Origin of the sequence: Paenibacillus sp. IHB B 3415, assembly GCF_000802655.2 — a bacterium.
Lineage (GTDB): Bacteria > Bacillota > Bacilli > Paenibacillales > Paenibacillaceae > Paenibacillus_AQ > Paenibacillus_AQ phytohabitans.
Genome location: NZ_JUEI01000097.1, coordinates 1 through 23,105, shown reverse-complemented (window position 1 = coordinate 23,105; position 23,105 = coordinate 1). Strand labels below are relative to the sequence as shown.

24 protein-coding genes are annotated in these 23,105 nt (G+C 53.0%); 5 read left to right on the top strand and 19 right to left on the bottom strand.

Annotated elements, in window-relative coordinates:
* Nucleotides 1-22: 22 nt before the first annotated feature.
* Together QW71_RS31075 and QW71_RS31070 are read right to left on the bottom strand one after the other, a co-directional pair.
* On the bottom strand, nucleotides 23-463 hold the full coding sequence (locus QW71_RS31075; protein ID WP_039308732.1) for a DUF86 domain-containing protein: 441 nt from the start codon (nucleotides 461-463) through the stop codon (nucleotides 23-25).
* 216 nt (nucleotides 464-679) lie between these two features.
* On the bottom strand, nucleotides 680-967 hold the full coding sequence (locus QW71_RS31070; protein WP_039308729.1) for a Dabb family protein: 288 nt from the start codon (nucleotides 965-967) through the stop codon (nucleotides 680-682).
* Between the two features lie 199 nt (nucleotides 968-1,166).
* Between QW71_RS31070 and QW71_RS31065 the strand changes: the two genes are divergently transcribed.
* Complete coding sequence (locus QW71_RS31065) at nucleotides 1,167-1,751, top strand: helix-turn-helix transcriptional regulator (protein WP_039308727.1); 585 nt, start codon at nucleotides 1,167-1,169, stop codon at nucleotides 1,749-1,751.
* 83 nt (nucleotides 1,752-1,834) lie between these two features.
* Here the strand turns inward: QW71_RS31065 and QW71_RS31060 are convergent, their stop codons facing one another.
* The 8 genes from QW71_RS31060 to rpmG form a co-directional block, all read right to left on the bottom strand.
* Nucleotides 1,835-2,458: a trans-aconitate 2-methyltransferase gene (locus tag QW71_RS31060; protein WP_039308724.1), complete on the bottom strand. Its 624-nt coding sequence runs from the start codon at nucleotides 2,456-2,458 to the stop codon at nucleotides 1,835-1,837.
* A 69-nt stretch (nucleotides 2,459-2,527) separates the two neighbouring features.
* Nucleotides 2,528-2,947, bottom strand: a complete 420-nt coding sequence (locus QW71_RS31055; RefSeq protein ID WP_039308721.1) for a DUF6157 family protein — start codon at nucleotides 2,945-2,947, stop codon at nucleotides 2,528-2,530.
* Between the two features lie 153 nt (nucleotides 2,948-3,100).
* Entirely contained in the window at nucleotides 3,101-3,370 is a 270-nt protein-coding gene (gene rpsN, locus QW71_RS31050) for a 30S ribosomal protein S14 (RefSeq protein ID WP_039308720.1), read from the bottom strand.
* 24 nt (nucleotides 3,371-3,394) lie between these two features.
* A complete protein-coding gene (locus tag QW71_RS31045; RefSeq protein ID WP_235441604.1) occupies nucleotides 3,395-4,525 on the bottom strand; it encodes a metal ABC transporter substrate-binding protein in 1,131 nt (376 codons plus the stop codon).
* A gap of 384 nt (nucleotides 4,526-4,909) precedes the next feature.
* Nucleotides 4,910-5,758 (bottom strand): metal ABC transporter permease, encoded by an 849-nt coding sequence (locus tag QW71_RS31040; protein WP_039308719.1) that lies wholly within the window; start codon nucleotides 5,756-5,758, stop codon nucleotides 4,910-4,912.
* The gene (locus tag QW71_RS31035; protein ID WP_039308718.1) at nucleotides 5,704-6,411 is read right to left on the bottom strand and encodes a metal ABC transporter ATP-binding protein; all 708 of its coding nucleotides are present in this window, start codon (nucleotides 6,409-6,411) and stop codon (nucleotides 5,704-5,706) included. Before QW71_RS31035 ends, QW71_RS31040 begins: the two co-directional genes overlap by 55 nt.
* 713 nt (nucleotides 6,412-7,124) lie before the next feature.
* On the bottom strand, nucleotides 7,125-8,333 hold the full coding sequence (locus QW71_RS31030) for a GTP-binding protein (RefSeq protein WP_039308716.1): 1,209 nt from the start codon (nucleotides 8,331-8,333) through the stop codon (nucleotides 7,125-7,127).
* Between the two features lie 97 nt (nucleotides 8,334-8,430).
* Nucleotides 8,431-8,580 carry a 50S ribosomal protein L33 gene (rpmG, locus tag QW71_RS39410; RefSeq protein WP_042135659.1) on the bottom strand — a complete coding sequence of 50 codons (150 nt, stop codon included), beginning with the start codon at nucleotides 8,578-8,580 and terminating at the stop codon, nucleotides 8,431-8,433.
* Between the two features lie 264 nt (nucleotides 8,581-8,844).
* On the opposite strand from rpmG, the gene QW71_RS31025 reads away from it, so the two are divergent.
* The 3 genes from QW71_RS31025 to QW71_RS31015 all read left to right on the top strand — a co-directional run bounded on the left by QW71_RS31025 (nucleotide 8,845) and on the right by QW71_RS31015 (nucleotide 11,844).
* A complete protein-coding gene (locus tag QW71_RS31025; RefSeq protein WP_039308713.1) occupies nucleotides 8,845-9,876 on the top strand; it encodes a GTP-binding protein in 1,032 nt (343 codons plus the stop codon).
* 22 nt (nucleotides 9,877-9,898) lie between these two features.
* Nucleotides 9,899-10,897 carry a permease gene (locus QW71_RS31020; RefSeq protein WP_039308710.1) on the top strand — a complete coding sequence of 333 codons (999 nt, stop codon included), beginning with the start codon at nucleotides 9,899-9,901 and terminating at the stop codon, nucleotides 10,895-10,897.
* A gap of 89 nt (nucleotides 10,898-10,986) precedes the next feature.
* Nucleotides 10,987-11,844 (top strand): TIGR03943 family protein, encoded by an 858-nt coding sequence (locus QW71_RS31015; protein WP_039308707.1) that lies wholly within the window; start codon nucleotides 10,987-10,989, stop codon nucleotides 11,842-11,844.
* Between the two features lie 3 nt (nucleotides 11,845-11,847).
* Here the strand turns inward: QW71_RS31015 and QW71_RS31010 are convergent, their stop codons facing one another.
* The 9 genes from QW71_RS31010 to QW71_RS30970 form a co-directional block, all read right to left on the bottom strand.
* The gene (locus tag QW71_RS31010; RefSeq protein ID WP_039308777.1) at nucleotides 11,848-12,243 is read right to left on the bottom strand and encodes a NusG domain II-containing protein; all 396 of its coding nucleotides are present in this window, start codon (nucleotides 12,241-12,243) and stop codon (nucleotides 11,848-11,850) included.
* 90 nt (nucleotides 12,244-12,333) lie between these two features.
* On the bottom strand, nucleotides 12,334-12,522 hold the full coding sequence (locus QW71_RS31005; RefSeq protein ID WP_039308706.1) for a hypothetical protein: 189 nt from the start codon (nucleotides 12,520-12,522) through the stop codon (nucleotides 12,334-12,336).
* A gap of 31 nt (nucleotides 12,523-12,553) precedes the next feature.
* Nucleotides 12,554-16,024, bottom strand: a complete 3,471-nt coding sequence (locus QW71_RS31000; RefSeq protein ID WP_039308705.1) for a PAS domain-containing hybrid sensor histidine kinase/response regulator — start codon at nucleotides 16,022-16,024, stop codon at nucleotides 12,554-12,556.
* A 216-nt stretch (nucleotides 16,025-16,240) separates the two neighbouring features.
* Nucleotides 16,241-16,873 (bottom strand): hypothetical protein, encoded by a 633-nt coding sequence (locus QW71_RS30995; protein ID WP_039308704.1) that lies wholly within the window; start codon nucleotides 16,871-16,873, stop codon nucleotides 16,241-16,243.
* Nucleotides 16,870-18,099: an ABC transporter permease gene (locus tag QW71_RS30990; RefSeq protein WP_039308703.1), complete on the bottom strand. Its 1,230-nt coding sequence runs from the start codon at nucleotides 18,097-18,099 to the stop codon at nucleotides 16,870-16,872. Before QW71_RS30990 ends, QW71_RS30995 begins: the two co-directional genes overlap by 4 nt.
* A complete protein-coding gene (locus QW71_RS30985) occupies nucleotides 18,096-18,971 on the bottom strand; it encodes an ABC transporter ATP-binding protein (protein ID WP_039308776.1) in 876 nt (291 codons plus the stop codon). The genes QW71_RS30990 and QW71_RS30985 overlap by 4 nt, the downstream gene beginning before the upstream one ends.
* A gap of 34 nt (nucleotides 18,972-19,005) precedes the next feature.
* The gene (locus QW71_RS30980) at nucleotides 19,006-19,299 is read right to left on the bottom strand and encodes a hypothetical protein (protein ID WP_039308701.1); all 294 of its coding nucleotides are present in this window, start codon (nucleotides 19,297-19,299) and stop codon (nucleotides 19,006-19,008) included.
* Nucleotides 19,262-20,002, bottom strand: a complete 741-nt coding sequence (locus QW71_RS30975; protein WP_039308699.1) for an RNA polymerase sigma factor — start codon at nucleotides 20,000-20,002, stop codon at nucleotides 19,262-19,264. The genes QW71_RS30980 and QW71_RS30975 overlap by 38 nt, the downstream gene beginning before the upstream one ends.
* Before the next feature lie 87 nt (nucleotides 20,003-20,089).
* Nucleotides 20,090-20,767, bottom strand: a complete 678-nt coding sequence (locus QW71_RS30970; RefSeq protein WP_039308697.1) for a TetR/AcrR family transcriptional regulator — start codon at nucleotides 20,765-20,767, stop codon at nucleotides 20,090-20,092.
* 264 nt (nucleotides 20,768-21,031) lie between these two features.
* Here QW71_RS30970 and QW71_RS30965 point away from each other — a divergent pair, with 264 nt between their 5' ends.
* Nucleotides 21,032-22,486 carry an MDR family MFS transporter gene (locus tag QW71_RS30965; protein WP_047014075.1) on the top strand — a complete coding sequence of 485 codons (1,455 nt, stop codon included), beginning with the start codon at nucleotides 21,032-21,034 and terminating at the stop codon, nucleotides 22,484-22,486.
* The last annotated feature ends 619 nt before the right edge of the window (nucleotides 22,487-23,105 follow it).

Sequence of the window (23,105 nt, the reverse complement as noted above, 5' to 3'; positions counted from 1 at the left end):
GACTACATACTTTACGTTATGATTACACCGTTACTTCAATTCCCAGCTCCCGGTCCAGATAGCCGCGCACCTCAGAGGCGAACTGTTCCAGCACACTAGGCAGCACCAGCGTCAGCGGATGCAGTGCCTTCCGTTCCCACACATAATAGTCCTGAACCAGAGGCTTGCGCAGGGCTACCAGCGAGGTCAGATCAGGGTAAATCCCGCTGTCACCCAGCACCTTTTCCTCATGAATAATGGAAATAATATCTTCATAGCTCCCGGCATCCCGCATAATGAACCCGTCGATCAGACAGCTGCCCACATCGGTAACCACTTCTACCGCCAGATGCAGGCAGCGTTCCTGTACAAGACCGAGTATCGTACTGCCATCCCAGGAAGAAGCCGCATGCCGGAGACCGTTATTCAGATCAGGGATTTGTTCAAGTATCGTTTCAATTTGCTTCCGGTTGACATAATACACAGATGACCCTCCACCCTGCGGTAATTTGACCTGCCACTCAATAACTGCCGCTACTTGCCGCGTTTGCCCCGGCGCTTCAGCCAGAACAGCATAATGAAGCAAGCCGCCAAAAAAACAACCAGATACGTTAACGCTTCCATCGGATACTCAAGCTCACGCATAACCGTCACCGCTTTCCGTACTTAATGGGTTCCAGCCTTGCAGATCATTTGCTGCCTAAATCTCGTAATCCACAGCCACAGAAACATCTTTGACTTCGTTAATGTGGGCGATAACTTCCTTGTGGGCCGGATGAACCTGGTAAGCCTGCAAATCTTCCATGGAGGCTACAACGGTAACCAGGGCAATATCATACGAACGCTCGGAGTGAATCAGATCAGCCCCTACTTCAATAGAGATAAGCTGCGGAATTCTTCCTTCCATGTTGCGTAGAACGGCTACTGTCTCTTGTACTTTGTCCGGGGACCGGTCCTTTAATTTGAAGAATACAATATGCTTGATCATCTATCTCGCTCCCAGCTCTTGATTAATATAAATTTGATTACTAAAAATATATCATAAACAGCATCATTACTGAAAGAAACTTAGCGCTGGACGAAACGGAGGCATTTGATCTGGACGAAAGCATTGGTGTAATGTTAAAGTCATATACAGCTAAACTAGAAGAATTACCACTTCATTAATTCAGTATATCGGAGGAATTATGCCTAAGAATCAGCAAGAACCACATAAAATTCAGGCCTGGTCTCTGATCAACCGCAAATATCTTGGACAAGGTGTACGTGTCAAAAGATTTCGCCGGCCAAAGCGCAGCCAGATCCGCAACCGCGTTCTGCTGGCCATTCTGATGGCTAAGGACATGAAGCTCTCCAGACTTGCAGAAGAGCTCTCCGTTTCCTCGCGCAGCGTAAGCGCATGGGTGTATGAAGGCCGCATTCCCTCCAGAACCAATCTGGACAAGGTCTGCCGCCTGCTCGGTTATCCGTCCCACATCTTGTTCAATGAAGCTCTTCTGCGGCAGAGTCCGATTGTGTGCCAGCCGACCCCGTCCCGTTTCATGAAAAGAACGATTGCCCGTTCACCGCAAAGCAATGCCATCCTGACCGGACTCTGCATGGTGTATGATTTCTCGGTAACCGATGTCAGCATCTGGATCGGTGTCCATCCCGGCACGTTCCGCAAGTGGCTGCACCAATGCCATCTGCCTACGCTGGCGCTGCAGGAGAAAGCCGAGAATTTCTTCCGGATTCCGCGCCATATCCTGTTCGCCGATTGTGAGCTTCACTAGTGTAACCGCCTGAATAAACATCTGAATAAGGCCCTCCTCCTGTTTGGAGAAGGGCCTCTTGATGCTGCGCTCCCTGCACCTGTTTATTTTTTGCGCGCGAGAATGTATCTTAGTATGTATTCATGGGTCCCGCCCTGCGGACTCTCCAGCGGTTCGGTAAATGCACCCGTCTCCAGAATCTCAGTACTGGCAAAATGCCCTCTTAAATCGCCGTCGCTGAAAAAATGGGCATACTTATCTGCCTTGTATTCATAAGTACCCGATTCAAGCTCCGTCCCACACCCATAATTGGGATCTTCATCGGAGAAGCTGGTGAAATAGAGCAGTCCTCCGGAGCGCACCTGCTCAAGACACGCTTCAATCAGCCTGCGGCGGTCATCTGCCAGGAATAGATGCAGCACGTCATAGCAATACACGGCATCCACCGGATGTTCAAGCTGCGGCTGCAGCGCAGATCCGGCGATAAAGGTTGTCCCGGGATCCCATTCTGCGGCCAGCTCCAGCGCGGCTTCACTTAATTCTATGCCGTAAACGGTAAATTCGGGGGCAAACACTTTGGTGTTCCGCCCGTAACCGGCACCCGGAATCAGGACGGAAGACGCCCCGTCTTCCATAAACCTTTGTTTGGCCCACCCGGCAGTCGGGCTGGGCCGGCTCCCCCAGATCATCCCCTCCCGGGCAAACCGCTGACTCCAATACTGTGACATAACGCTTCCTTCTTTCTATCCAGGAAATTGTGATGCTGTACTTTTGGCTCCCCGCTCCCGGCTCCCTGCTCAGCGGCGCTTACTGCGCATAGCATTCAGCAGCTTCACCCCGGCTTCACCGCTGGAAATATAATAATCGTACTCTGGAGACTCTTTGGCGTACAAGGCGATTTTGCCTTCTGCATCATAGTGGACTCCCCAGCCGTACTTCTTGGGCAGCATGGAGGCCCGCAGGCAAGGATGATTCTTCGCGAACAGCTCTGCCCAAATCTCTTCCCGGCGGGCGTCCCGCTCTTCTTCGGGAATTCCTTTGTGCCGTACATGGACCTGATACAGCAGCTCTTCATGGTTATAGTGGTAAGGCGCACCTGCCAGCAGCTGGTATTGAATGACATGAGCGGGCGGAAGCGGACGTCCTGAGACCGGGGTTATGCCAATTTCTGCCGGGCAATCTTCAGCAACACGGATAAAAGTATCGGTATAGCTCATTTAGAAGCCTCCTTCAGCTGCGGAATATCTTTATCCTCTATCATAATTCACTCCGCTGCATCAGGCAAAGTCTATGAATATGTCAAAACGGCTGGTCCCCTGTATCCCAGAGAATCAGCCGTCTTGCGGCAGAGCATCTATGAAGTTAACGGTCTACCAGCTGGACTTGGTGATACCGGGAATTTGTCCCTGGAGTGCGAGCTCGCGGAAGACGATCCTCGAAACATGGAATTTGCTTAAGTACCCCCGTGGTCTGCCGGAGACGGTGCACCGGTTTTTTTGACGGGTAGCCGAGGAATCACGGGGCAGCTTCTGCAGCGCCATATAATCTCCCGCCGCTTTCAGCTCTCTGCGTTTGTCCGCATATTTCGCCACCAGCTCCTGCCGCTTCAGTTCCTTGACAACCTTCGATTTCTTAGCCATTGTATGGATCAGCCTCTCTTCTTCTTATTCGTTCAGCGCCGCGCTCAGAGCTTCAAGATTCTGGCGCATAACGCCCAAGTAATCCAGATTATTCCTGGTGTCTTCCTCCGTCAGTCCTTCAATCGGATTCAGTACAGCTGTCTTGGCTCCAATTTCCTGGGCAATAGTGTCAGCCACACTGGAGGATACCAGAGTTTCGAAAAAGATCGTTTTTACGTTGTTCGCCTTGGCAAATTCTACGATCTCTGCCATTTGAGCAGCGGAAGGCTCCTGCTCCGGTGACAACCCGGCGATAGGCACTTGAGTTAAGCCATATTCACGGGCCAAGTATCCGAAAGCGGCATGCTGGGTAATAAAGTCCTTACGTTTCGTATCCTTCAGCCCGTCTTTGAACTCCTGGTCCAACTGCTGCAGCTTGGCGATATAGGCTTCGCTATTGGTTTTGAAGGCTGCTGCATTCTCAGGCGAGGCTACGGATAAAGCCGCTTCAATCGTGCGGACCTCCTGGATCGCCATAGCCGGGGCGAGCCACACATGCGGGTCAAGGCCGCCGTGATCATGGCCTTCTCCGGCATGCGCTGCTTCCCCATGTTCATCCTCGTGGTCATGTTCGTGGTCGTGATCAGCCTCTCCGGACGCTGTGCCTTCTTCATGGGCATGCTCATCCTCATGCTCATGGTCATGTCCCTCTTCCTCTTCCGTTCCTTCCATGATTTCCAGCCCTTTACTGGCTTCTACGGTAATCAGTCTGCTGCCGGAGGCCCCGTCCACAACCTGCTGCGCCCAGCCTTCCATACCCGCTCCGTTATAGACAAGCACATCCGCATCGGAAATCTCAGCCATATCCTTAGCGGTCGGCTCCCAGTCATGCGGTTCGGTGCCGGCCGGAATCAGCACTTCCACATCCGCAAGATCACCGGTAATATTCTTCGTGAATTCATACATCGGATAGAAGCTGACCTTAATATTCAGCTTGTCTGCCGCAGGTACGGTTGTAGCTGCAGCCGCAGTTGACGGTGCGTTAGCAGGGCTGCCAGTAGAGGCAACATTGCCTGCAGTATTATTTCCGCAGCCGGAGACAATAAGCATAGCGGTGAGTGACAAGGCAGCAAGGTGGCGGATTCTGAATTTGGACTTTGATTTGGAATTCATCATATTTTTCGGAGACCCCTTTTCTTAAATGGTTGTAGATTTATGAATGTATATAAGACGTACTTAAGATTTGAACTAGAAAGCTTAGTCGTCACTGCGGTGAACATTTGGACTTCCGGCCGCTGTTGTCCCCAGATTTCTTGATCTATACCGCTGTTCGCGGGTGAAATCCGGTGACTGATTATGCTTCCGTAGCGAGCTTTCCTGCGGGACACTGCGGTGAACATTTGGACTTCCGGCCGCTGTTGTCCCCAGATTTCTTGATCTATACCGCTGTTCGCGGGTGAAATCCGGTGACTGATTATGCTTCCGTAGCGAGCTTTCCTGCGGAAAGCTTTCAGGCGGTCGCTATCGCTCCTACAGTTCCAAATTCCCCCTCCGCTTCTTTCACTTTTTGTTAATTTCTTTAGTACTTATTATGTTGCGGCGGTTTTTCAATGTAATCAGCCGTTGTACGGCTATGGCACTCAGCAGAAATACGAGCAGAATAAGCGCAATCGTGCCTCCAGGAGGCGTGTTGATATAATACGAAGCCGTCAAGCCGCTAAACACACCGGTCAAGCCGACACCGACTGAAATCAGAATGGCTGCGGTAAAACCGGACGCAATCCGCAGCGCAATGGATGCCGGAAGCACAATAAGAGCGGATACCAGCAGCACACCTACAACAGGCATGGCTGCGGCAACGGTCATGCCGGTAAGAACGGCGAACGAGAAGGACATTAATCCGGTATGGACTCCGCCGATGCTGGCGGTCTCCTCGTCAAATGTCAGGTTGTACAGCGGCCGGCGCAGAACAATGAAGTAGACAAGTCCGGCGGCGGCCACGATGGCAATCAGCTTAAGCTGGGTATCACTCACGGCAACGATGGAGCCGAACAGGTAGGAGCTGAAGCTCTTGGTCAGGTTCTGCTTCAGGCTCATCAGCACCACGGCCAGCGCCAGACCGGAGGTCATAATGATAGCTACCGGAAGCTCACTGTATGTACGGTAAGAACGGCGCAGCTGCTCGATAACGAGCCCTCCGGCTACGGCCACAGCGAAACCGCTGATGGCCGGGTTCCACTGCAGGACTGAACCCAGCGCCACACCTGCAAGTGAGACATGGGACAGGGTGTCCGCCATCAGCACCTGCCTGCGCAGCATCAGATATACGCCAAGCAGCGGACCAATAATGCCAATCAGGCCTCCTGCCCAAAATGCACGCTGCATGAATTCGTAACCAAGCATGTCCAGCCCTCCTGTTCCTGCCGTTCCAGGCTGATCACCGTATCCAGATAGGATCTTGTCTCTTCCAGGCCATGTGTAACCATAATGACGGTGCGGCCATGCTGGCTGACATAATGCCGCATCAGCTTGTAGAAGCCGCTGCGGCTGGCAGTATCCATGCCGGTTGCCGGCTCATCCAGCACCAGCACCTGCGGCTGCTGGGCCAGCGCCCGGGCGATGCATATCCGCTGCTTCTGCCCGCCGGACAACTCGCCGATTCTGCGGTTACGGTACTCCCACATATCGACCTGACGCAGGCTGCTCTCCACCAGCGCTTCCTGTTCCTTCGTGAAGCGGCGGAACAATCCCAGCCTGGAGTAGCAGCCGGAACGGACCAGCTCGATGACCTTGCTGGGAAATCCGGCATTGAAGGAGGCGACTTGCTGCGGCACATAGCCGATCACCAGCCCGCCCCCGCCGGTAAGCTCCTTGTTCAGGGAGACCGTTCCGCTCCAGGGCTTCAGCAGGCCCAGCATAAGCTTGAGCAGCGTTGTCTTCGCCGCCCCGTTGGGGCCAGTGATCCCGATGAACTGCCCGGCTTCAATATCCAGCGACAAGCGGTCAATGACCGGCTCGTTCCCGTAGCCGAACACAACATCCCGCATGGATGACAAAATCATAGTGTATCGTCTTCCCTTCTTCATTCAACTTCAGATGGAGCTGATGCTTTGGCCGATTTCCGAAAAGGGGGAGCTGACTTAATTCCCATTCTTCGGCCATGGAATTCTTACGGACTCCAGTGCCGTTATTTCTTCAAAATGACCCAAATCCGCCGCGCTTATGGACACAGATGACGCTATCGCAGCCCAACCGGTGGATTCCGGGGCTTTTCACAGTAAATAAGGGCTCTGGTGTCCGATACACAAAGGATAGAGCGAATATTTGCAACTTAAGGTCTCTGGTGTCCGCAGCGCTATTCAGCAGTACTATTCAGCAGAGCTCACCATTCTGGTGCTGTTGTCCTCAATGGTCCTAAGGATCAAGTCCTCGATAGCCTAATGCACCGCAAAGTCTATTCGCAGGCAACAGCAGCAGATTTATTCGTAATAATTACGTTTTGACTCCATTGATATTATCGTAATAATTACGATCTGTAAACCCAAAACCGAAAATTAATCGTAATTAAACTGATTAACGCCGTAATCTAGGCAGTAAAAAGCCGGAACCGACAGTCTCGATTCCGGCTCTTCCGCGAATTCAGATGCTCGTCTTGCATTCCACCGTAACTCCAGATCCCCGTCTTCCATTCCACCCGGATATAAATCCCCTCTATCACCCGAGTTCAATTCTTAAACCCTAACCTTCCGCCCGCTGCACGCTCCTCCTCAGCTGTCTATTCCTGCCCGGCAGCAAGCAGCTCCTCTGCCGGCCATGGCAGCGGATTGTTGAACTCGTTCCAGTCCAGCTGCATTTCTTCCGCGCTCAGCAGGCAGCGGTCCAGCCGGGCTTCAATGTCTGCACGGTTCATACTGACACCGATGAACACGATCTCGTTCAGCCGGTCGCCCCACTGCCCGTCCCACTTCGCCTTGACATCCGGCTCGGCAGCCAACACCTCCTGCTGCTGGTCCTCCGGCATCGTCGCCAGCCAATAACCGGCCGGACCGAACTGAATGGACGGTCCCGCCTGACTGATGGTTGCGGCCAGATCCCCGCGCGCGGCCAGCCAGACCAGACCTTTGGCCCGGACTACCTCGGCCGGCCAGTTACTGAAGAAGAAGCTCAGCCGCTGCGGATGGAACGGTGTTCTGCGCCGGTAGACAAAGGAGGTGATGCCGTATTCTTCCGTCTCCGGTGTGTGCTCCTCCTTGCCAAGCTCCGCGATCCAGCCGGAGGACAGACTCGTCTGCTCGAAATCAAACAGACCTGTATTCAGGATCTCTGAAGGGGCGACCTCCGCATTAACCGTACGGATGATCTTCGCGCGCGATTGAAGCCTGCGCAGCACAGCCTCCAGCTTGTTCAGCTCCTGCTCGTCCACGAGATCGCATTTGTTCAGCAGCAGCACATCGCAGGTCTCAATCTGGTCAATCAGCAGATCAACGATATCCCGGAAGTCGCCTTCGCCCGCAGTCATATTGCGGTCAAGCAGACTGTCCCCCGAAGCAAAATCATGCCAGAAACGGTTGGCATCGACTACCGTAACCATCGTGTCCAGTCTGGCAAGCTCAGTAAGATCAATATCCAGCTCCGGGTTCGCATAGGTGAAGGTCTGGGCTACCGGAACCGGCTCGCTGATGCCGGAAGACTCGATCAGAATATAATCGAAACGTCCTTCCGACGCGAGATTATTCACTTCCCGCAGCAGATCATCGCGAAGCGTGCAGCAGATGCAGCCATTGGACATTTCCACCAGCTTCTCCTCTGTCCGGGAGAGGGTATTGCCGGATTTCACCAGGCCCGCGTCCACGTTCACCTCACTCATATCATTCACAATGACCGCCACCTTCAGGCCATCGCGGTTATGCAGAATGTGATTGAGAAGTGTCGTTTTGCCGGAACCGAGGTATCCGCTCAGCACAGTAACAGGAATTCTCTTCATTGATTTACTCCTTACACAAATTTAATATGGGGCAGCAATGCAGTCATTGCCGTCTATCGGACTTCATCTTTATCCCACGATACAGCAATTCCACAAGTTAGCGGGTCTCACGGTGCAGCGTTACACGCTTCAGGCGCGGGCAGTATTTCTTCATCTCAAGCCGTCCGGGCGTGGTTCTCTTATTCTTCGTAGTGGTGTAGTTGCGGTCGCCAGTCTCTGTGCAGGCCAAGGTAACGATTACTCTCACTAAAATTCAACTCCCTCTCATTTAATCGTAATTATTACGATTTACACATTCTACATGGTCCGCCTGTCTGCTGTCAACTGGTGATCCGCAAAATTTCAACTCTCTTAGAATTGTGGTCTTTCCTGCGGAGGAATTACGTATAGATGGAATTACAAGTGAAAACGGCTTGGCCGTCTTTCAATGACGGCATCGTTTCAGCCGGAACGTGTTATTTTCCGAAAATATGATTCTTGCAATTCCAAGAACGAAGCGGGAGAGTGAGCCATGAAGATACCTGTGATCATACTGAGCGGATTTCTGGGGAGCGGAAAAACTACTCTGCTGTTAAGTCTGCTGAAGGAGAGCAAGCGGCGGGGGCTGAATCCCGGCGTTGTCATGAATGAGCTGGGAAAAAAGGATGTCGACGGCTATATTCTGCAGGAGAATACCGGCACTAGTGTGGAAAAGCTGCTGGACGGCTGTGTATGCTGCAGCCGTAAGGAAGAGCTGCCGCGCAGCCTGGCCGCCCTGCTGGCGCGCCGGCCGGATATCATCTACATCGAGCTTACCGGCGTAGCGGACCCTGATGAAATTGCCAAATCGCTGCTGGAGGCGCCTTTAGCAGACCGGCTGAAGCTGCACTTTACCATCACGCTGCTCGACGCCGAGAATGCGCTGGATTATAACAGCCGCTTCTCCGCCGATAAACAGTTGGTCCGCACCCTGCGGAAGCAGCTCACGGTGGCCGATCTGATTATCGTGAACAAAAGCGATCTGGTCGAACCGGAAACCCTATGGAAAATCGAGAAAATGGTCTATAAGCAAAACTCTGAATCGGAGATTGTTTTTACCCATTACAGTCAGATTAATCTGGCCCCGCTGCTGGCAGGCATCGCCGCCCGTGAACTGCGGAGGCCTGCGCCGCAGCGCGGACCGGGTACTATAAACGGCACATCGCTTAAACGAACCAGTCCTGGCTACGGGGGGAGCGCGACTGCTGTACAGGAGCCCGAGTCCGGCCCAAGCACCTCCTACTCGCAGGTAGCGGCAGTTACGCTGACCGTTCCGCAGGGGGGAAACGGACTCATCCGCCGGGAGCAGCTGGAGCTTTTTTTCCGGGAATGGGGAGACAGTCTGCTTAGAGCCAAAGGTCATGTCCAGCTTGCGGAGCATGATTCCGTACAGCTCGTGCAATATGCGGGACACCGCACAACCTGGGAAGCCTCACGTTATCCGGGCCAGCCTTACATTGTGTGCATCGGTCTTAATTTGGACGAGAGGGCGGTCAGCCGCCGCTGGGCAGCCTTGTTCAGCTAATATCAGGCGCGGGAAGGAGCCGATGAAGCCTTTGACAACCTTTTCTCCGTTCAAAATACTGCCGCTGCTCATTCCCGCTGCCTTCCTGCTCACAATTGGCATTCTCTGGCTCCCCGGTCATCCGGAGCTGCTTAACAACGGGTATGTGGACACGTTCAAAACAGCGTTTCTCGGCATTCTGCTCGAAGCCCTGCCGTTCGTGCTCCTTGGTGCGCTGCTCTCCTCACTGCTCCGCGTCTTTGTGCCGGACGAGATGATCTCACGCTGGATTCCGCGCCATCCTGTTCCGGCTATTCTATTCGGCTGCCTGCTCGGGATCATCTTCCCCGTCTGCGAATGCGGGATGATTCCGCTTGTCCGCCGGTTAATGCACAAAGGCATGCCGCTATACGTGGCCATTGTCTTTATCCTGTCCGGTCCGATCCTGAATCCGGTCGTCTACGGGGCAACCCTGACGGCTTTCCGTTCCCATCCGGAACTGGCCTATGCGCGTATGGGACTGGCTTTTGCCGTAGCCGCCCTAATCGGACTTGTCATCTATGCCACCGTCCGCAAATCACCGCTGCGTCTGTCCATCCCGCGCGAGGGAGGTGAGGAGCATCACCGCACTACCCGCGGCGGGCGGCTAGTCGCAGTCTTTGTGCATACGTCGGATGAGTTTTTTGAAATGGGCAAATATCTGATCATCGGCTGCCTGTTAACTGCCGGTATCCAAACCTTCATGAATCACGGCAGCCTGACCGCTATCGGAGAGCGCCCGCTGGGCTCCTACCTGTTCATGATGGGGCTGGCCTTTGTACTCTCGCTCTGCTCCACCTCAGATGCCTTTGTCGCCTCTACCTTCCTGCATTCATTCCCGGCCGGATCACTGCTGGCGTTCATGGTGCTGGGCCCGATGCTCGACTTCAAAAACTCGCTGATGCTGCTGTCGCTGTTCAAAACCAGATTCGCACTTTATCTGTTCTTCCTGATTTTCTCGGCGGTCTTCACCGGCTCGGTGCTGGCTTCACTCTGGCTGTAGCTCCGCTTACAAACTCAGCGTATGCTTCCGATCTAGTTTGTCCGCTGAAACTCAGGGAGCAACCTTCACAAACTCTTAGGAGGTTCCGTATGAATAACGCCCGGAGCATCCGGTTTCACTATTTACTGAGGGCGGTTATTCTGCTCGCCTTCGCCCTCTATATCGGACATCTGGTCCAGCAGGACGCACTTCATTATTACGTTGCCCCCAAGCTGGCCCGCTGGATCAGACTGTGTCCGGTTCCGCTCTCCCTGATGGCGCTGAGCCTCGGGCTTCAAGCCGTCCTTGGCAAAAGCAGTGTCCTGTGCGACTGTGAGCACCGCCTCCCCCGTTCCGGGCTGGGCAGCTCCGCACTGTACAGCCTGTTCCTGCTTCCGCTGCTGCTCGGGTTTCTCCTGCCTGACCGCGCGCTGGGCAGTGCTGCAGCGGCCAGAAAAGGCATCACCCTGTCTTATACAGCCGCAGAGTCCGGCAGCGGCGCGAAGTTCACCCCCTCTAACCCCTATGAGGCGGAATTTGCCGATCTGGCCGGCAAGCTGTACGGACAGTCCGTTATTCCTGTATACCCGGAGATTTTCTCCGAGACCCTGGGCGCAATCAACCTGTATAAATCACAGTTTGAGGGCAGGGAAATCTCGGTATCCGGCTTCCTCTACCGCGAGCCGCAGGGTGCGGGCCAGTCCAGCTATGCGGTCAGCCGATTCCTCGTCCAGTGCTGCACGGCGGATGCCACTCCGTTCGGTATTCTGCTGGAGCCGGGAACACAAATAAGCCTGCCCGCCGATACCTGGATTGAGGTTCGGGGCAAGCTTCATGTGGTGCTCTATCAGGGAGTGGAGACACTGCAGATTACTCCGGAAGTCCTAACCGCAGTTCCTGAGCCGTCCACACCTTATGTATACACCAATGCCGACGCCGCAGCAGCCTGGGAGGAGCTGCAGCCTTGAGTGCTAGATCACCGCGTCCAGCGCATCATCGTCATCAATAGATGAATCGGGATTTACGACCTCAACGAGAAGCCGGGCCGGAATACAGATAATCTGCTGTTTGGGCCTGGAGATGAACCCCATATCCAGCGCAATGGTCAGGGGAGCATCCGAGTAAGTCATCTGTATCCCATAGTCGAACACCTTCAGGGTATTGTGGCCGAACTTGGTACGGATGTCTATAATCTGTTCTTCCTTGGTCAGGTTTACCGTCTTGTACTCCTTGCCGTTCACTGTAATAACAGCCTTCAGATCTCCCTGTGCATAATGCTCATTGTGATTCGAGAACCACTTATAGCCGTAAATCGAACCGGCGGCAAGCAATACGACCAGGATCATAATGAAATCGCCACGTTTCATGGTTTTCAATGTCGTAACCCTCTCGCTGACTATTTTATAATCGTAATAATTACGATTCCTATAAATAATAGTTTAGCCAGGGGAAGATTGTCAACGTCTGCCCAGCCGCTTCAGCATACTGCGCAGCCACCAGGTAATTCCGGCATAGACCAGCAGTACAATGGCCAGTGTCAGCATCCGCTCCCGGAACGGCCCGTCAGCCAGCAGCACCGGCCCCAGGCCGTATAGCGTTGTCAGCGCATAGAGTATGGCAAATAAAATATAGATGACCCATCTCATTCCTGTTTGCTCCCCCTTCAGTCCCTGCCTGCTAATTCCGGAGATTAATCGACCATTCCCGCAGAACCCTGTCCAGCTCTTCCACCCGGATCGGCTTGGAGATGAAGTCCTGCATCCCTGCACGAAGGCACATTTCCTTATCTTCCTTCCGGGCAAAGGCGGTTACAGCAATAATAACCGGGGATAATCCCATCGCCTCGCGGATCCGCCCTGTAGCCTCAATACCATCCAGCACCGGCATCTGAATATCCATAAATACCAGATCATAATGACGTGTGAGCACAGCGTGAACCGCCTGCTCCCCGTTCAGGGCCACATCCGAGGTATAGCCGCGCTTATTCAAATACTTCTGCAGCAGGTGCAGATTCACCGGATGATCCTCGGCAATAAGGATCGACAGCGGACCATATTGCCCCTCCGGATAATCCATATCAAAAATTCCATTCTTATATTCTTCAGCTGCAAGGATTTCCAAGGGCAGCGGAGGCCCCGCAACCTCACCAGACGGCATAACCTCAATCGTGAAATAGAAGTCCGAGCCCTCACCTTCCGTACTGTCCACACCGATCGCACCATCCAGCAGCTCGACCAGCTTCTTGCTTATGGCCAGCCCTAGTCCGGTTCCGCCGTATTTGCGGTTAATGGAAGGATGCAGCTGGGAGAACGACTGGAACAAGAGGCTCTGGCTGTCCTGCGGAATTCCAATGCCGGTATCTGTCACCGAGAATCTGAGAATTATTGACCCGGGTTCCCATACAGGTTCCAGCTTCACCGAAATACCGACTTCCCCTTCTTCCGTGAATTTCACCGCATTGCCGACCAGATTCACCAGGATTTGCCGCAGCCTGATTTCATCCGTTATTACAAGCCCGGGAATCTCAGGGTCTGCTTCGCTGCGCAGGGTCAGCCCTTTCTCTTTGACCCGCGGATAAAAGAGTTCACACACATTCTGAATCACTTGCCGGACATCGACCGGCTGCAGATCCAGCGTCATCATACCGGATTCAATTTTGCTGAAATCCAGCACCTCATTCAGGATATGCAGCAGTGCTCCGCCGCTTTTATTGATAATCTGTGTGTAATATTCCTGCTCTTCCGTAAGCTCTGTCCCCGAGAGCAGATCAGCCATGCCAATGATCCCATTCATCGGAGTACGCAGCTCGTGGCTCATAATGGCCAGGAATTCTGATTTGGCCCGGTCGGCCTGCTCCGCTGATTCCTTGGCACGCACAACCGCTTTCTCCTCGGTAATGTCACGGAATACCACTACCGCACCTTTTCGTTCCCCGTTGTCGTATAATGCCGTCATGCGGTATTTAACGAGGAAGCTGGAACCGTCCTGTCTCCAGAAAATCCCTTCCTGTTCCCGCTCATAAGAGAGATTGGTCGTAAGCAGCTCTGCGAGTGTTCTACGCCCTCCGCGGTAGAGTTCCCCGTCCATCCAGGTCTGGGCGATCGTCTGCAGCTTGATATTGCTGGCCAGCTCACCGGGAGCGTAACCCAGCATAACGGAAGCCGCCGGATTAATAAAGACTGTCTCCCCCTGCAGATTGATACCAAAGATCCCCTCCGAAACCGAATTCAATATCAGCGCATGCTCATAACTGAGCTTCTCAATCTGTTCCAGATGCCGTTTGCGTTCGGTGATATCGCTCGTAATTGCAAACACGCCTACCACCTGGCTGTCCAGCAGAATAGGCACATAAATCATGCCAACCTCAACCGTCTGCCCGTCATGGCGGATGATCCGGGTCTCGAAGGTCTGGGCCATCCCCCCGGCAGCGGCAAGAAAACGGTTATTCACAAATGCCAGCTCATCCGCATCTATAATCTCACTGTAGCTTGAATGCAGCAGTGTTTCACGGGAATAACCGGTGAGCTGCTGCAGACTGGCATTCAGCGACTGGATGCAGCCCTGCAGATCCATTGCACTGATTGCGGACGGATTATATTCGAACAGCGACTTGTACCGGTTCTCGCCTTCCAGCAGCTTCAGTTCATATTGCTTGCGCTCAGAGATATTCCGTGTAACTCCGATCATCTCTGTAATTCCTGGGGTTCCCGTCTCCGTATGCCGCAGCGTAGTCTCTACCCACAGATAAGAGCCGTCCTTGCACAGATAACGGAAGACGATAGGTTCCAGCTTCAAGCCCTGCTTACTGTCGTCCAGAAAAGCCTGCACACAGGCAAAATCGTCAGGATGGATATAATCCATCCCATTCGTGCCAACCATTTCTTCCGGGGTATATCCGAACATCTGCTGGCAGACCGGAGAAGCATACAGATATGTAGCCTGTTCATCTGTCGCATTGCGTGAGATAAAGTCCTGTGAATTCTCCGAGATCAGGCGGTAATTCCGTTCGCTGTCGCGAAGCTGTTCTTCCATCCGATGGCGTTCCGTAACATCCTGCACAATGCCGCGGATCTGCTGAACTTTGCCTGCTGCATCCAGGATAACCTCCCAGTGCGCATAGATCACCCTACGCCCGCCGCTGCCGTTCCTGATTCTGAAGGTGGCCTCACCTTGGGTGCCTGACTTCAGTGTATGGTGCAGCTCCTCACGCAGCCCCCCCAGATCTTCCTTCACTACACAATCCAGGAGCAGCTGATAATCAATCCGGGTATGAATGCCCTGACTATCGCCCATTTCAAAAATAGCTCGCATCTGGCTGGAAACCGTCAACTCCGCATAGACCGAATTCCATTCCCACGAGCCCATCTGCCCAAGCTCCTGCGCAGACGCCAGCATCTCCTCGTATTTCTTCCGCTCCGTAACATCACGGGCAATGGTCAGTACCTGCTGTACTTCACCTTCACTGTCCCGCATAACCTGAAACGAGCTTTCAATCCAAATATAATGGCCGTCTTTATGCCTTGCCCGGCGGGTAAAGACATCGTTGTCCGAGTAAAGCTTACCCTGCTCAGTCATCTCTAGCGCATCAACTTCATGATAATACTCCTGCCTTTTCCTGCCGATCATCTCACTTGCGGAATAACCCATCAGTTTTTCAACAGAGGGAGATACATATCGCAAGGTTCCATCCGGATCGGCAAAGGAGATCATGTCCGGAGTATTTTGCGTAATCAGCTTGTAGAGCTGATGATCATCCTCAATCTTCTTCTCCGCCACCTTGCGTGCGGTAATATCTGTCATCTCCGCGATCAGCTGCAGGGGCCTGCCTGTCGATTCGTCAAAAACCAAAAATATATGCAGCGCCACCCAGATGATCTCCCCATCCTTGCGTACAAACTGCTTCTCTTTATCTACAGCCGCGCCGGGACTGCGCAGCAAATATTTCATAATCAGGCCATGATCCACGGTATACTCATCCTCTGGACAGGCAATATCCAAATAACGCAGATCCTTAAGTTCATCCTCTGTATATCCGAACATCCCGCAAAAGGCAGGGTTGGCCATGAGCATTGTACCATTATCAATGGATACTACCGCATAGCCTATGGAAGACCTTAAATACAAATGCTTAAAAAGTGTGTCAGACAAAGCTCGAGCCTCCTCTGTGAAAGTGGGGGACATAAATTATTATCAGTATACCTTTATTTCGGATAATATGCTCCAGCTCTGAAGTCACTCCTACTTATCAGCCTGTTTATTTGCCTGTCAAAAAACCGCCATAGTCACTTAAATGACGTCAAGGCGGTTGTTATAAGATTTTTATTATATTGGATCGTACCTGATATAAGACAGGACTGATCTCTATTAGTCCAGCCTCTTGCGCGGCAGCCAGAAGGCACAGAACACGGCAAGGACAAGAGAACAGCCTGCGAGCAGCCATTTATCGTTATCCCATTCGCTATTTATCAGGCCGAATAAATAAAAGTGGCCGGTCAGCTTGCCTTTGGTCATGAAATCAAGCAGATACCAGGAGAACCCGGCAATGTATCCGGCAGAGATGTTGCCGATCAAGAGCGCAGCCGTCATTCCCGCTGATCCTATCGCAACTGCGGTAATCACTGTCCCCCCGATCAGCGGCCACAGTTCAAAATCAGCACCGCTCCCATGCATCCATGTGAATAAGGCAGCCACCACAAGGAAGATATAGAGAACAGTGAGCAGCCAGCGGAAAAGAAATACCGGATGATGCCTTACCCGCTTAGCATAGAGTACTTCACCAATCCCGCCATCCTCCAGCAGGCCCAGGTGGGGGAAGACAATCAGTCCCAGAAAGCTGATCAGCTGTTCTCCCAGCTTCGCAACCTGAACCCTGTCCATCAGTGCCGGCTCCATGAAGAACGGGACGACAGCCAGAAGCGCTGCGGACAGGAGCCAGGAATAATGTGCAGTCAGCCTGAGGTTGTACCCGGCCAGCGGGCGGATAATCTGCCGGCTCATCTAAGCGCCTCCGCTGCAGATGCCGCCACACTTCCTTTAGCTGTCTTCCTGCTCAGTGTCTTAGCTGAATCCAGCCGGCTGCGGTTTCTTTCCCATAACCAGGCGGCTCCTGCAGCCAATAGTACAGTGAGTATTAAATAGAAGCTACGGTTAAGTGCAATCTCATCCGTCCACTTCCAGTATAACTCGTAGTCATTAGGCGAGTTGAAGCGGATGAACAGCCGGTTCAGCCCATAGGAGCCCAACAGCGGCAGTACCGACATGAACCACCAGACAATCTGCAGGGCGATGGGTACGATCCCCCGGCGGAACAGCATCGAGCCGAACATCCCGAAGGCAACGGATATCCATAACGTCGGCAGCAGCCACCATGCTGTGTATCCAAGGAAGATTACAATAGCCTGTCCCGTCTGGCCGGTAAGCCCCAGTGTATTTACGGTCTGCCAGCCGCCGATGACAGCCAGGATGAGGTAGATCAAAGATAACATGACACCTTGTGCAATAAACTTCGAACCGACATACACCCAAGGCGAAATCCTGCGGCTGTAAATCAATTCATTCATCCGGCTTGAGCGGTCCCGGAGCAGCAGAAAGGCAGACAGAAAGACCGGAAAGATCCCTGCTGGCAGCGAAAGATAGTCACTGAAGTAGCGTGCGGCTCCGGGCAGCAATTCACCTGCATCCACCTTAGCGTTATAGCGGGCAAGATCCGCTTCCTGCGCCTTTATTGCTTCATCAACAGACTCAATGGCAGAACCAAATTCCCCCAGCCCTTGCTGGTATATACTTTTCCCGCCCAATTGATTGTTTACTGACTCGGCGATAGTGTATACCTCATCCATAGTATATTTATCCGGATTCTTCAGAACCTCATCCAGCTGGGAGATCGCTGCAGACAAGGCTTTCTTCTCCTTCTCGTTCAGCTTAACCTTGAACGGAAAACCCAGCCTGATTTTCTGGCTGGTTCCGGCATCCAGATTCCAGCCCATTTTCTTCCTCATTTGTTCGGCCAAATCGCGGGTATCCGCCGGCTGCTTCCAGCCGTAATACGGGTGTTCAATAGTACCTACATTCTGCGGCGTACTTATTACCGGGGAACCCAGCTCGCCCCAGGTTTCCTCCGTAGCATAAGAGGTGAAATAGAAGAACACGCTCGCGATAATAAACAGATAAAAAACCAGGCTGCGCAGCGTCATGCGCATCTCTTTGCCGATCAGTGCCATCATACGAAGGATTCCTCCCTGCGCATGAGATGCAGATAAGCATCTTCAATCGACGGCGCGGTCTGCTGTGCCCCTGCATAAGGCTGTTCATCTGCCAGCACCCGCACCCGCATATTTCTTCCTTCCGGTACAGCGGACAGTACCGGGAACCGGTCGCGGTCCCGCTCCCACTCCACCCGGTCAAGCTCGGCTATCCAGACACGGCCGGCGGCGGCGGCAGTTAAATCGCCTATTCTGCCGTGATAACGCAGACGCCCCTTATGCAGCACGGTCATCTGCTCACAGGTGGACTCCACGTCTTCAACAACATGCGTGGATAAAAGAACAATTCTGCCTTCGGCAAACCGGCTGAGCAGCCGCCGGAAACGGATCCGCTCTTCAGGGTCCAGCCCTGCAGTCGGTTCATCAACGATCAGCAGCTTCGGCTCATGCACCATTGCCTGGGCTACGCCGAGCCGGCGCTTCATCCCTCCGGATAATGCCTTCACCTTGGTACGGCGCTGCTCGGTAAGGTTAACCAGCTCAAGCAGATTGTCTATTCTCCGCTTCCGCTCCGCGCGGCCGGCTATGCCCGATAGCAGCGCCAGATAATCCATCGCCTCCACTACCGTCATCCCCGGATAAAAGGCGAATTCCTGCGGCAAATAGCCAACCATTTCCCGGATCCGGGCCTTATCTTTCAAGGCAACACCACCAATCCCCACCGTTCCCGAGGTAGGCTCCAGCAAGGTGGCAAGCAGACGCATCAGCGTGGTTTTACCTGCTCCGTTAGGTCCGAGCAGGCCGTGAATGCCTTCGCCCACCCGGAAGCTGATATCCTGCAGTGCCTGCTTGTTTCCGTAGGTCTTGGTTAAATGATTAATAATTAGCTCCATTCCAGTCTTCTCCCCCGTTCTTATAACTCCCTGTTCACCCGTCATTCTCCGGACTCCACGACAATTCAAGCTTCTCAATCAGCAGACCTGCTGCGATTAGAAGGAGCGACAGCGCCACGCATAGTTCCTGATTAATCTTTCCAATCGAGATCATCAGGGCAAAAACAGCCGTTAGGATTGTGACACATGATATTGTCATTGCCTTGCGTCTGGCCAGCATCCTGCGGTTATGCAGCACTTTCTCTGCATCCCGCTTGTCATATTCCAGCAGACGGGCTTTGCGGTAGACCTCATCCAGAAATAACTGTTCCGGTTCGTTTGACCTCACAATCCCACTCCTCCTTTTCGTAAATCTGCCTAAGCTTCTTGCGCGCCCGGTGCAGCAGCACCTTGAAGCTAACCATATTGCGGCGCATTACTGCTGCCGCCTGCTCATAAGACATCTGTCCCACATCCACCAGATAGACCGCCTGGCAGTAATCCGGCTTCATCTGGCGCAGCCTTCTACGCCATTCCAGGTCTTCTTCACGGATAATAGCCAGCCGCTCGGGATCGTCTGTTCCCTGTGTATGTACGCCGCCGTATCTCTCGAATCCGCCGCGGTCTGCTGGACCCTCACGTTGTGTCCTGCGGTCTTCCGAATTATGGCTCTCTTCCGCGGTCAAGGTACGCTGTCTACTGCGCTTGCGGATGGAGTCAATGCTTTTATTGCGCAGGATCGTGAACAGATAGGTCTGGAAGGATGCACGGTGATCATACTTCTCCGGATACACCAGCAGATAAGCGAAACAATCCTGTGCCAGATCCTCGGCCGTGTGATAATCTCCGGTCAAGTGGTACGCAAAACGTACCGCAGGCTTCCGGTACTTACACACCAGCCACTCAAAAGCCTCAAGGCTTCCGTCCCGGAACCTGACCAGTACAGCCTCTTCTTCCGCGGAACTATCCTTCGCTTCCTCTGATTCAAGGTCTTCCGCATGTTTTCTTCCGTTTCCGTTCGTCTTACGCCGCCTCCTCTCCCGCTGAGCCATCTACTGGTTATTCGTTTACCTCCGGCAAAAGGTTACAGTCTGTCCGCAAAAAATAACCCCACAAAGTGGGGACCCCAAGACTATGGATTATGCCTGCTGCTGGGCCAGCTGGTCTATACCTGCAATGATTATTTTCAGGCCTGTACGGAACATGTTATCCGAACCCAACTCGCGGAATAAGCCATTATGGTGCATACGCTGCACCACGTTCGGCCCTTCTCCGGACAGACGTGCAAGCGAATCCATAAACATTCCCTGCGCTCCGCCCTCCGCTTCCTTCTTCATGGCTGTATCGACTCTGCGCTGCTCATATTTATCGAGTTCAAAAGCAATCACATAGTTCAGCAGGCAGGCAATCGAGGAAAACTTGTCGCTGTCGCTGACGGGAAGATGATCCACGATCTGCAGAAGCGAGTTGATTAAGGCCAGATAGTCCGGCTCGGAAGGTACCGTTCTCATTAACAGCTGGGCGGAACACGGATACTTATTCATTACGCTGCGGATCATCGATGCACAATGAAACAGCTGCTCTTCCCACTCTCCTTCGAGCTTAGCAGACTGCAGAGCCTCCTTCGCCACCTCATTGGCGAGCGTCTGAAACAGGCTCTGCTTGCTTTTGAAATGCCAATACAGCGAAGGGGCCTGGATATGCAGCAGATCCGCCAGCTTCCTCATACTGAAATCCTCAATGCCTATTTGGTCAAGCAGCTCCCAGGCTGCCTTGATGATATTTGGTTCGGTAATTTGCATATTTTTGATTCTCATTCGAGCCCTCCCGAGTACAAGCTGCTTCTATTCTAAGCGATCCTGCAAACAGGGTCTACCATCGTTAGATAATTCATGCGGCATAATAATTTTACACCGTTAGATATTTTTCTTTACAGTGAAAAAAGGCAGTGCTATATTAATCTCACACCGTTAGATTAAGGGTGCAGAGATCCTTACCGGCCGGAGGGGACAGCTGCTTCCCGATCATTATTCAAGCTTCGCAGGATGACCCATATTAATTTCAAGAGGACGTGTACTGCAATGAATCTATCCGCAACAGAAGCCGCCCTGCAAGGCGGCAAACCATTTTCGATCAAACCACTTATCCCTGTACTCTTCGCGCTCATTGCCGGAATGCTGCTGGTTATGCTGGACAATACCATTATGAATGTGGCAATACCCGAGCTGGAGAATGTATTTCACACCAGCCTAAAGACCATCCAATGGGCGATTACCGGCTACACGCTGGCTACCTCCATAGTCATTCCGCTCGCAGGGTGGTTCTCGGACAGATTTACCGCTAAGCGTGTTTTTCTTGTTTCCATTCTATTGTTCACTATCGGCTCCCTGCTGTGTGCAGCGGCCCAGTCCCCGGCTCAGCTGATTGTTTTCCGGATTATGCAGGGTCTTGGCGGCGGCATGGTGGCTCCTATTGGCATGGCCTTATCCTTCAAAATCGCTCCGCCTGAGCGAAGAGGCGAGCTGATGGGCTTCCTCGCCATGCCCATGCTGATCGCTCCGCTGCTCGGCCCCGTGTTGTCCGGATGGCTGCTCGAATATGTGAGCTGGCATTGGATTTTCCTGATCAATCTGCCGATCGGCCTGATCGCAATCTATTTAGGGATGAAGTATCTTCCGGTCTCCGAAAAAGGAACCTCCGCCAAATTGGATATTTGGGGAATGATCCTGTCCCCGCTGGCCTTCTCCAGTCTCGTCTTCGGAGTGCACAGAGGTGGCGCGGAGGGCTGGTCAGACTCCTTTACACTGCTGACGCTAGCCTTCGGCTTAGTTACTCTGTCATTATTTATTGTTGTAGAGCTGCAACAAAAGGAACCGCTGCTTGAGCTGCGCTCCTTCCGCTCCTTCGAGTTCACCAAAGGCATTATTCTGGTCTGGATTAACCAGATCGCGTTATTCGGTTCGATACTGCTGATTCCCTTGTACCTCCAGCAGGTTAGAGGTTTCTCTTCGTTTGAATCCGGGATGATGATCATCCCGCAGGCGCTGGTCAGCTTCGCCGGGGTTATGGCTGGGGGCAGACTTCTCGACAAATACGGAGCACGGATTCCTGTGTTCTCCGGTCTTGTGCTGCTCTCGGCTGCACTCGTTCTTCTGTCACGGCTGGACAGCGATACGTCAGTCTATGCGATGATGAGCTGCTTCGCCCTCATGGGACTGGGCCAGGGTCTCACCACCATGCAGCTCGGCACCCATGTACTCAAGTCTGCACCCAAAGACCTGATCAGCCGGGTAACCCCGCTGACCACCTCCGCCCAGCAGATTGTCGGCTCCTTCGCCATTGCCATCATCTCCGGTCTATTGTCTTCCAACATCGCTGAGCACATGAGCCAGGCCGGCTCCGCTTCAGCTTCTGCCCATACTGCAGCGATGGTTGCAGGGTTCCACGACACCTTCCTGCTTCCGCTGAGTCTGGCACTTTGCGGGGTTGTATTGAGTCTGTTCCTGCGGAAGCAGGAGAACGGAAGCGGGCAGTGAATAAGGTATTAAAAGAGGCCATCGCGCTACGCAAGTTGATCGGCATGAAGTTGTAAGTGCAACAGGCCTCGCCTCACCTAGCGCACTTTCACGCACATCACGCAAAAAAGATGCTCCCCTTACCGGGTAGCATCTTTTGCGGCTTCTGCTTCTCGTTTCTCCATCCCGCCCACATCTGACCTATCGTTGATGCAATGTATTCGGTTTTTCGTATACATCCGGCTCATTTGCCCTATCGTTGGTGCATTGAATTCGGTTTTTCGCATACATTCGGATCATCAGCCCTATCGTTGGTGCAATGTATTCGGTTTTTCGCATACATCCGGCTCATTGCCCTATCGTTGGTGCATTGTATTCGGTTTTTCGCATACATCCGGCTCATCAGCCCTATCGTTGGTGCAATGTATTCGGTTTTTCGCATACATTCGGCCCATCTGCCCATTTCCAGCAAATTCAGGGGCAGAATGCCATCTCTCCGGGTCCAAATACAAGCCAAATCTGACTCTTACGGACACCACAGCCCTTATCCACTCATAATAGGGCCTTTTGACGGGTTTGCGGACACCACTGCCCTTATCCACCACTTTTCATATGCCAGCTCCACTTTTCGGGCGGAATA

Coding starts and splice junctions, on each gene's coding strand:
- QW71_RS31070 (WP_039308729.1), bottom strand. CDS start 967: ATGATCAAGCATATTGTATTCTTCAAATTAAAGGACCGGTCCCCGGAC.
- QW71_RS31065 (WP_039308727.1), top strand. CDS start 1,167: ATGCCTAAGAATCAGCAAGAACCACATAAAATTCAGGCCTGGTCTCTG.
- QW71_RS31060 (WP_039308724.1), bottom strand. CDS start 2,458: ATGTCACAGTATTGGAGTCAGCGGTTTGCCCGGGAGGGGATGATCTGG.
- QW71_RS31055 (WP_039308721.1), bottom strand. CDS start 2,947: ATGAGCTATACCGATACTTTTATCCGTGTTGCTGAAGATTGCCCGGCA.
- rpsN (WP_039308720.1), bottom strand. CDS start 3,370: ATGGCTAAGAAATCGAAGGTTGTCAAGGAACTGAAGCGGCAGGAGCTG.
- QW71_RS31045 (WP_235441604.1), bottom strand. CDS start 4,525: ATGATGAATTCCAAATCAAAGTCCAAATTCAGAATCCGCCACCTTGCT.
- QW71_RS31035 (WP_039308718.1), bottom strand. CDS start 6,411: ATGATTTTGTCATCCATGCGGGATGTTGTGTTCGGCTACGGGAACGAG.
- QW71_RS31030 (WP_039308716.1), bottom strand. CDS start 8,333: ATGAAGAGAATTCCTGTTACTGTGCTGAGCGGATACCTCGGTTCCGGC.
- QW71_RS31025 (WP_039308713.1), top strand. CDS start 8,845: ATGAAGATACCTGTGATCATACTGAGCGGATTTCTGGGGAGCGGAAAA.
- QW71_RS31020 (WP_039308710.1), top strand. CDS start 9,899: ATGAAGCCTTTGACAACCTTTTCTCCGTTCAAAATACTGCCGCTGCTC.
- QW71_RS31015 (WP_039308707.1), top strand. CDS start 10,987: ATGAATAACGCCCGGAGCATCCGGTTTCACTATTTACTGAGGGCGGTT.
- QW71_RS31010 (WP_039308777.1), bottom strand. CDS start 12,243: ATGAAACGTGGCGATTTCATTATGATCCTGGTCGTATTGCTTGCCGCC.
- QW71_RS31005 (WP_039308706.1), bottom strand. CDS start 12,522: ATGAGATGGGTCATCTATATTTTATTTGCCATACTCTATGCGCTGACA.
- QW71_RS30995 (WP_039308704.1), bottom strand. CDS start 16,873: ATGAGCCGGCAGATTATCCGCCCGCTGGCCGGGTACAACCTCAGGCTG.
- QW71_RS30990 (WP_039308703.1), bottom strand. CDS start 18,099: ATGATGGCACTGATCGGCAAAGAGATGCGCATGACGCTGCGCAGCCTG.
- QW71_RS30985 (WP_039308776.1), bottom strand. CDS start 18,971: ATGGAGCTAATTATTAATCATTTAACCAAGACCTACGGAAACAAGCAG.
- QW71_RS30975 (WP_039308699.1), bottom strand. CDS start 20,002: ATGGCTCAGCGGGAGAGGAGGCGGCGTAAGACGAACGGAAACGGAAGA.
- QW71_RS30970 (WP_039308697.1), bottom strand. CDS start 20,767: ATGAGAATCAAAAATATGCAAATTACCGAACCAAATATCATCAAGGCA.
- QW71_RS30965 (WP_047014075.1), top strand. CDS start 21,032: ATGAATCTATCCGCAACAGAAGCCGCCCTGCAAGGCGGCAAACCATTT.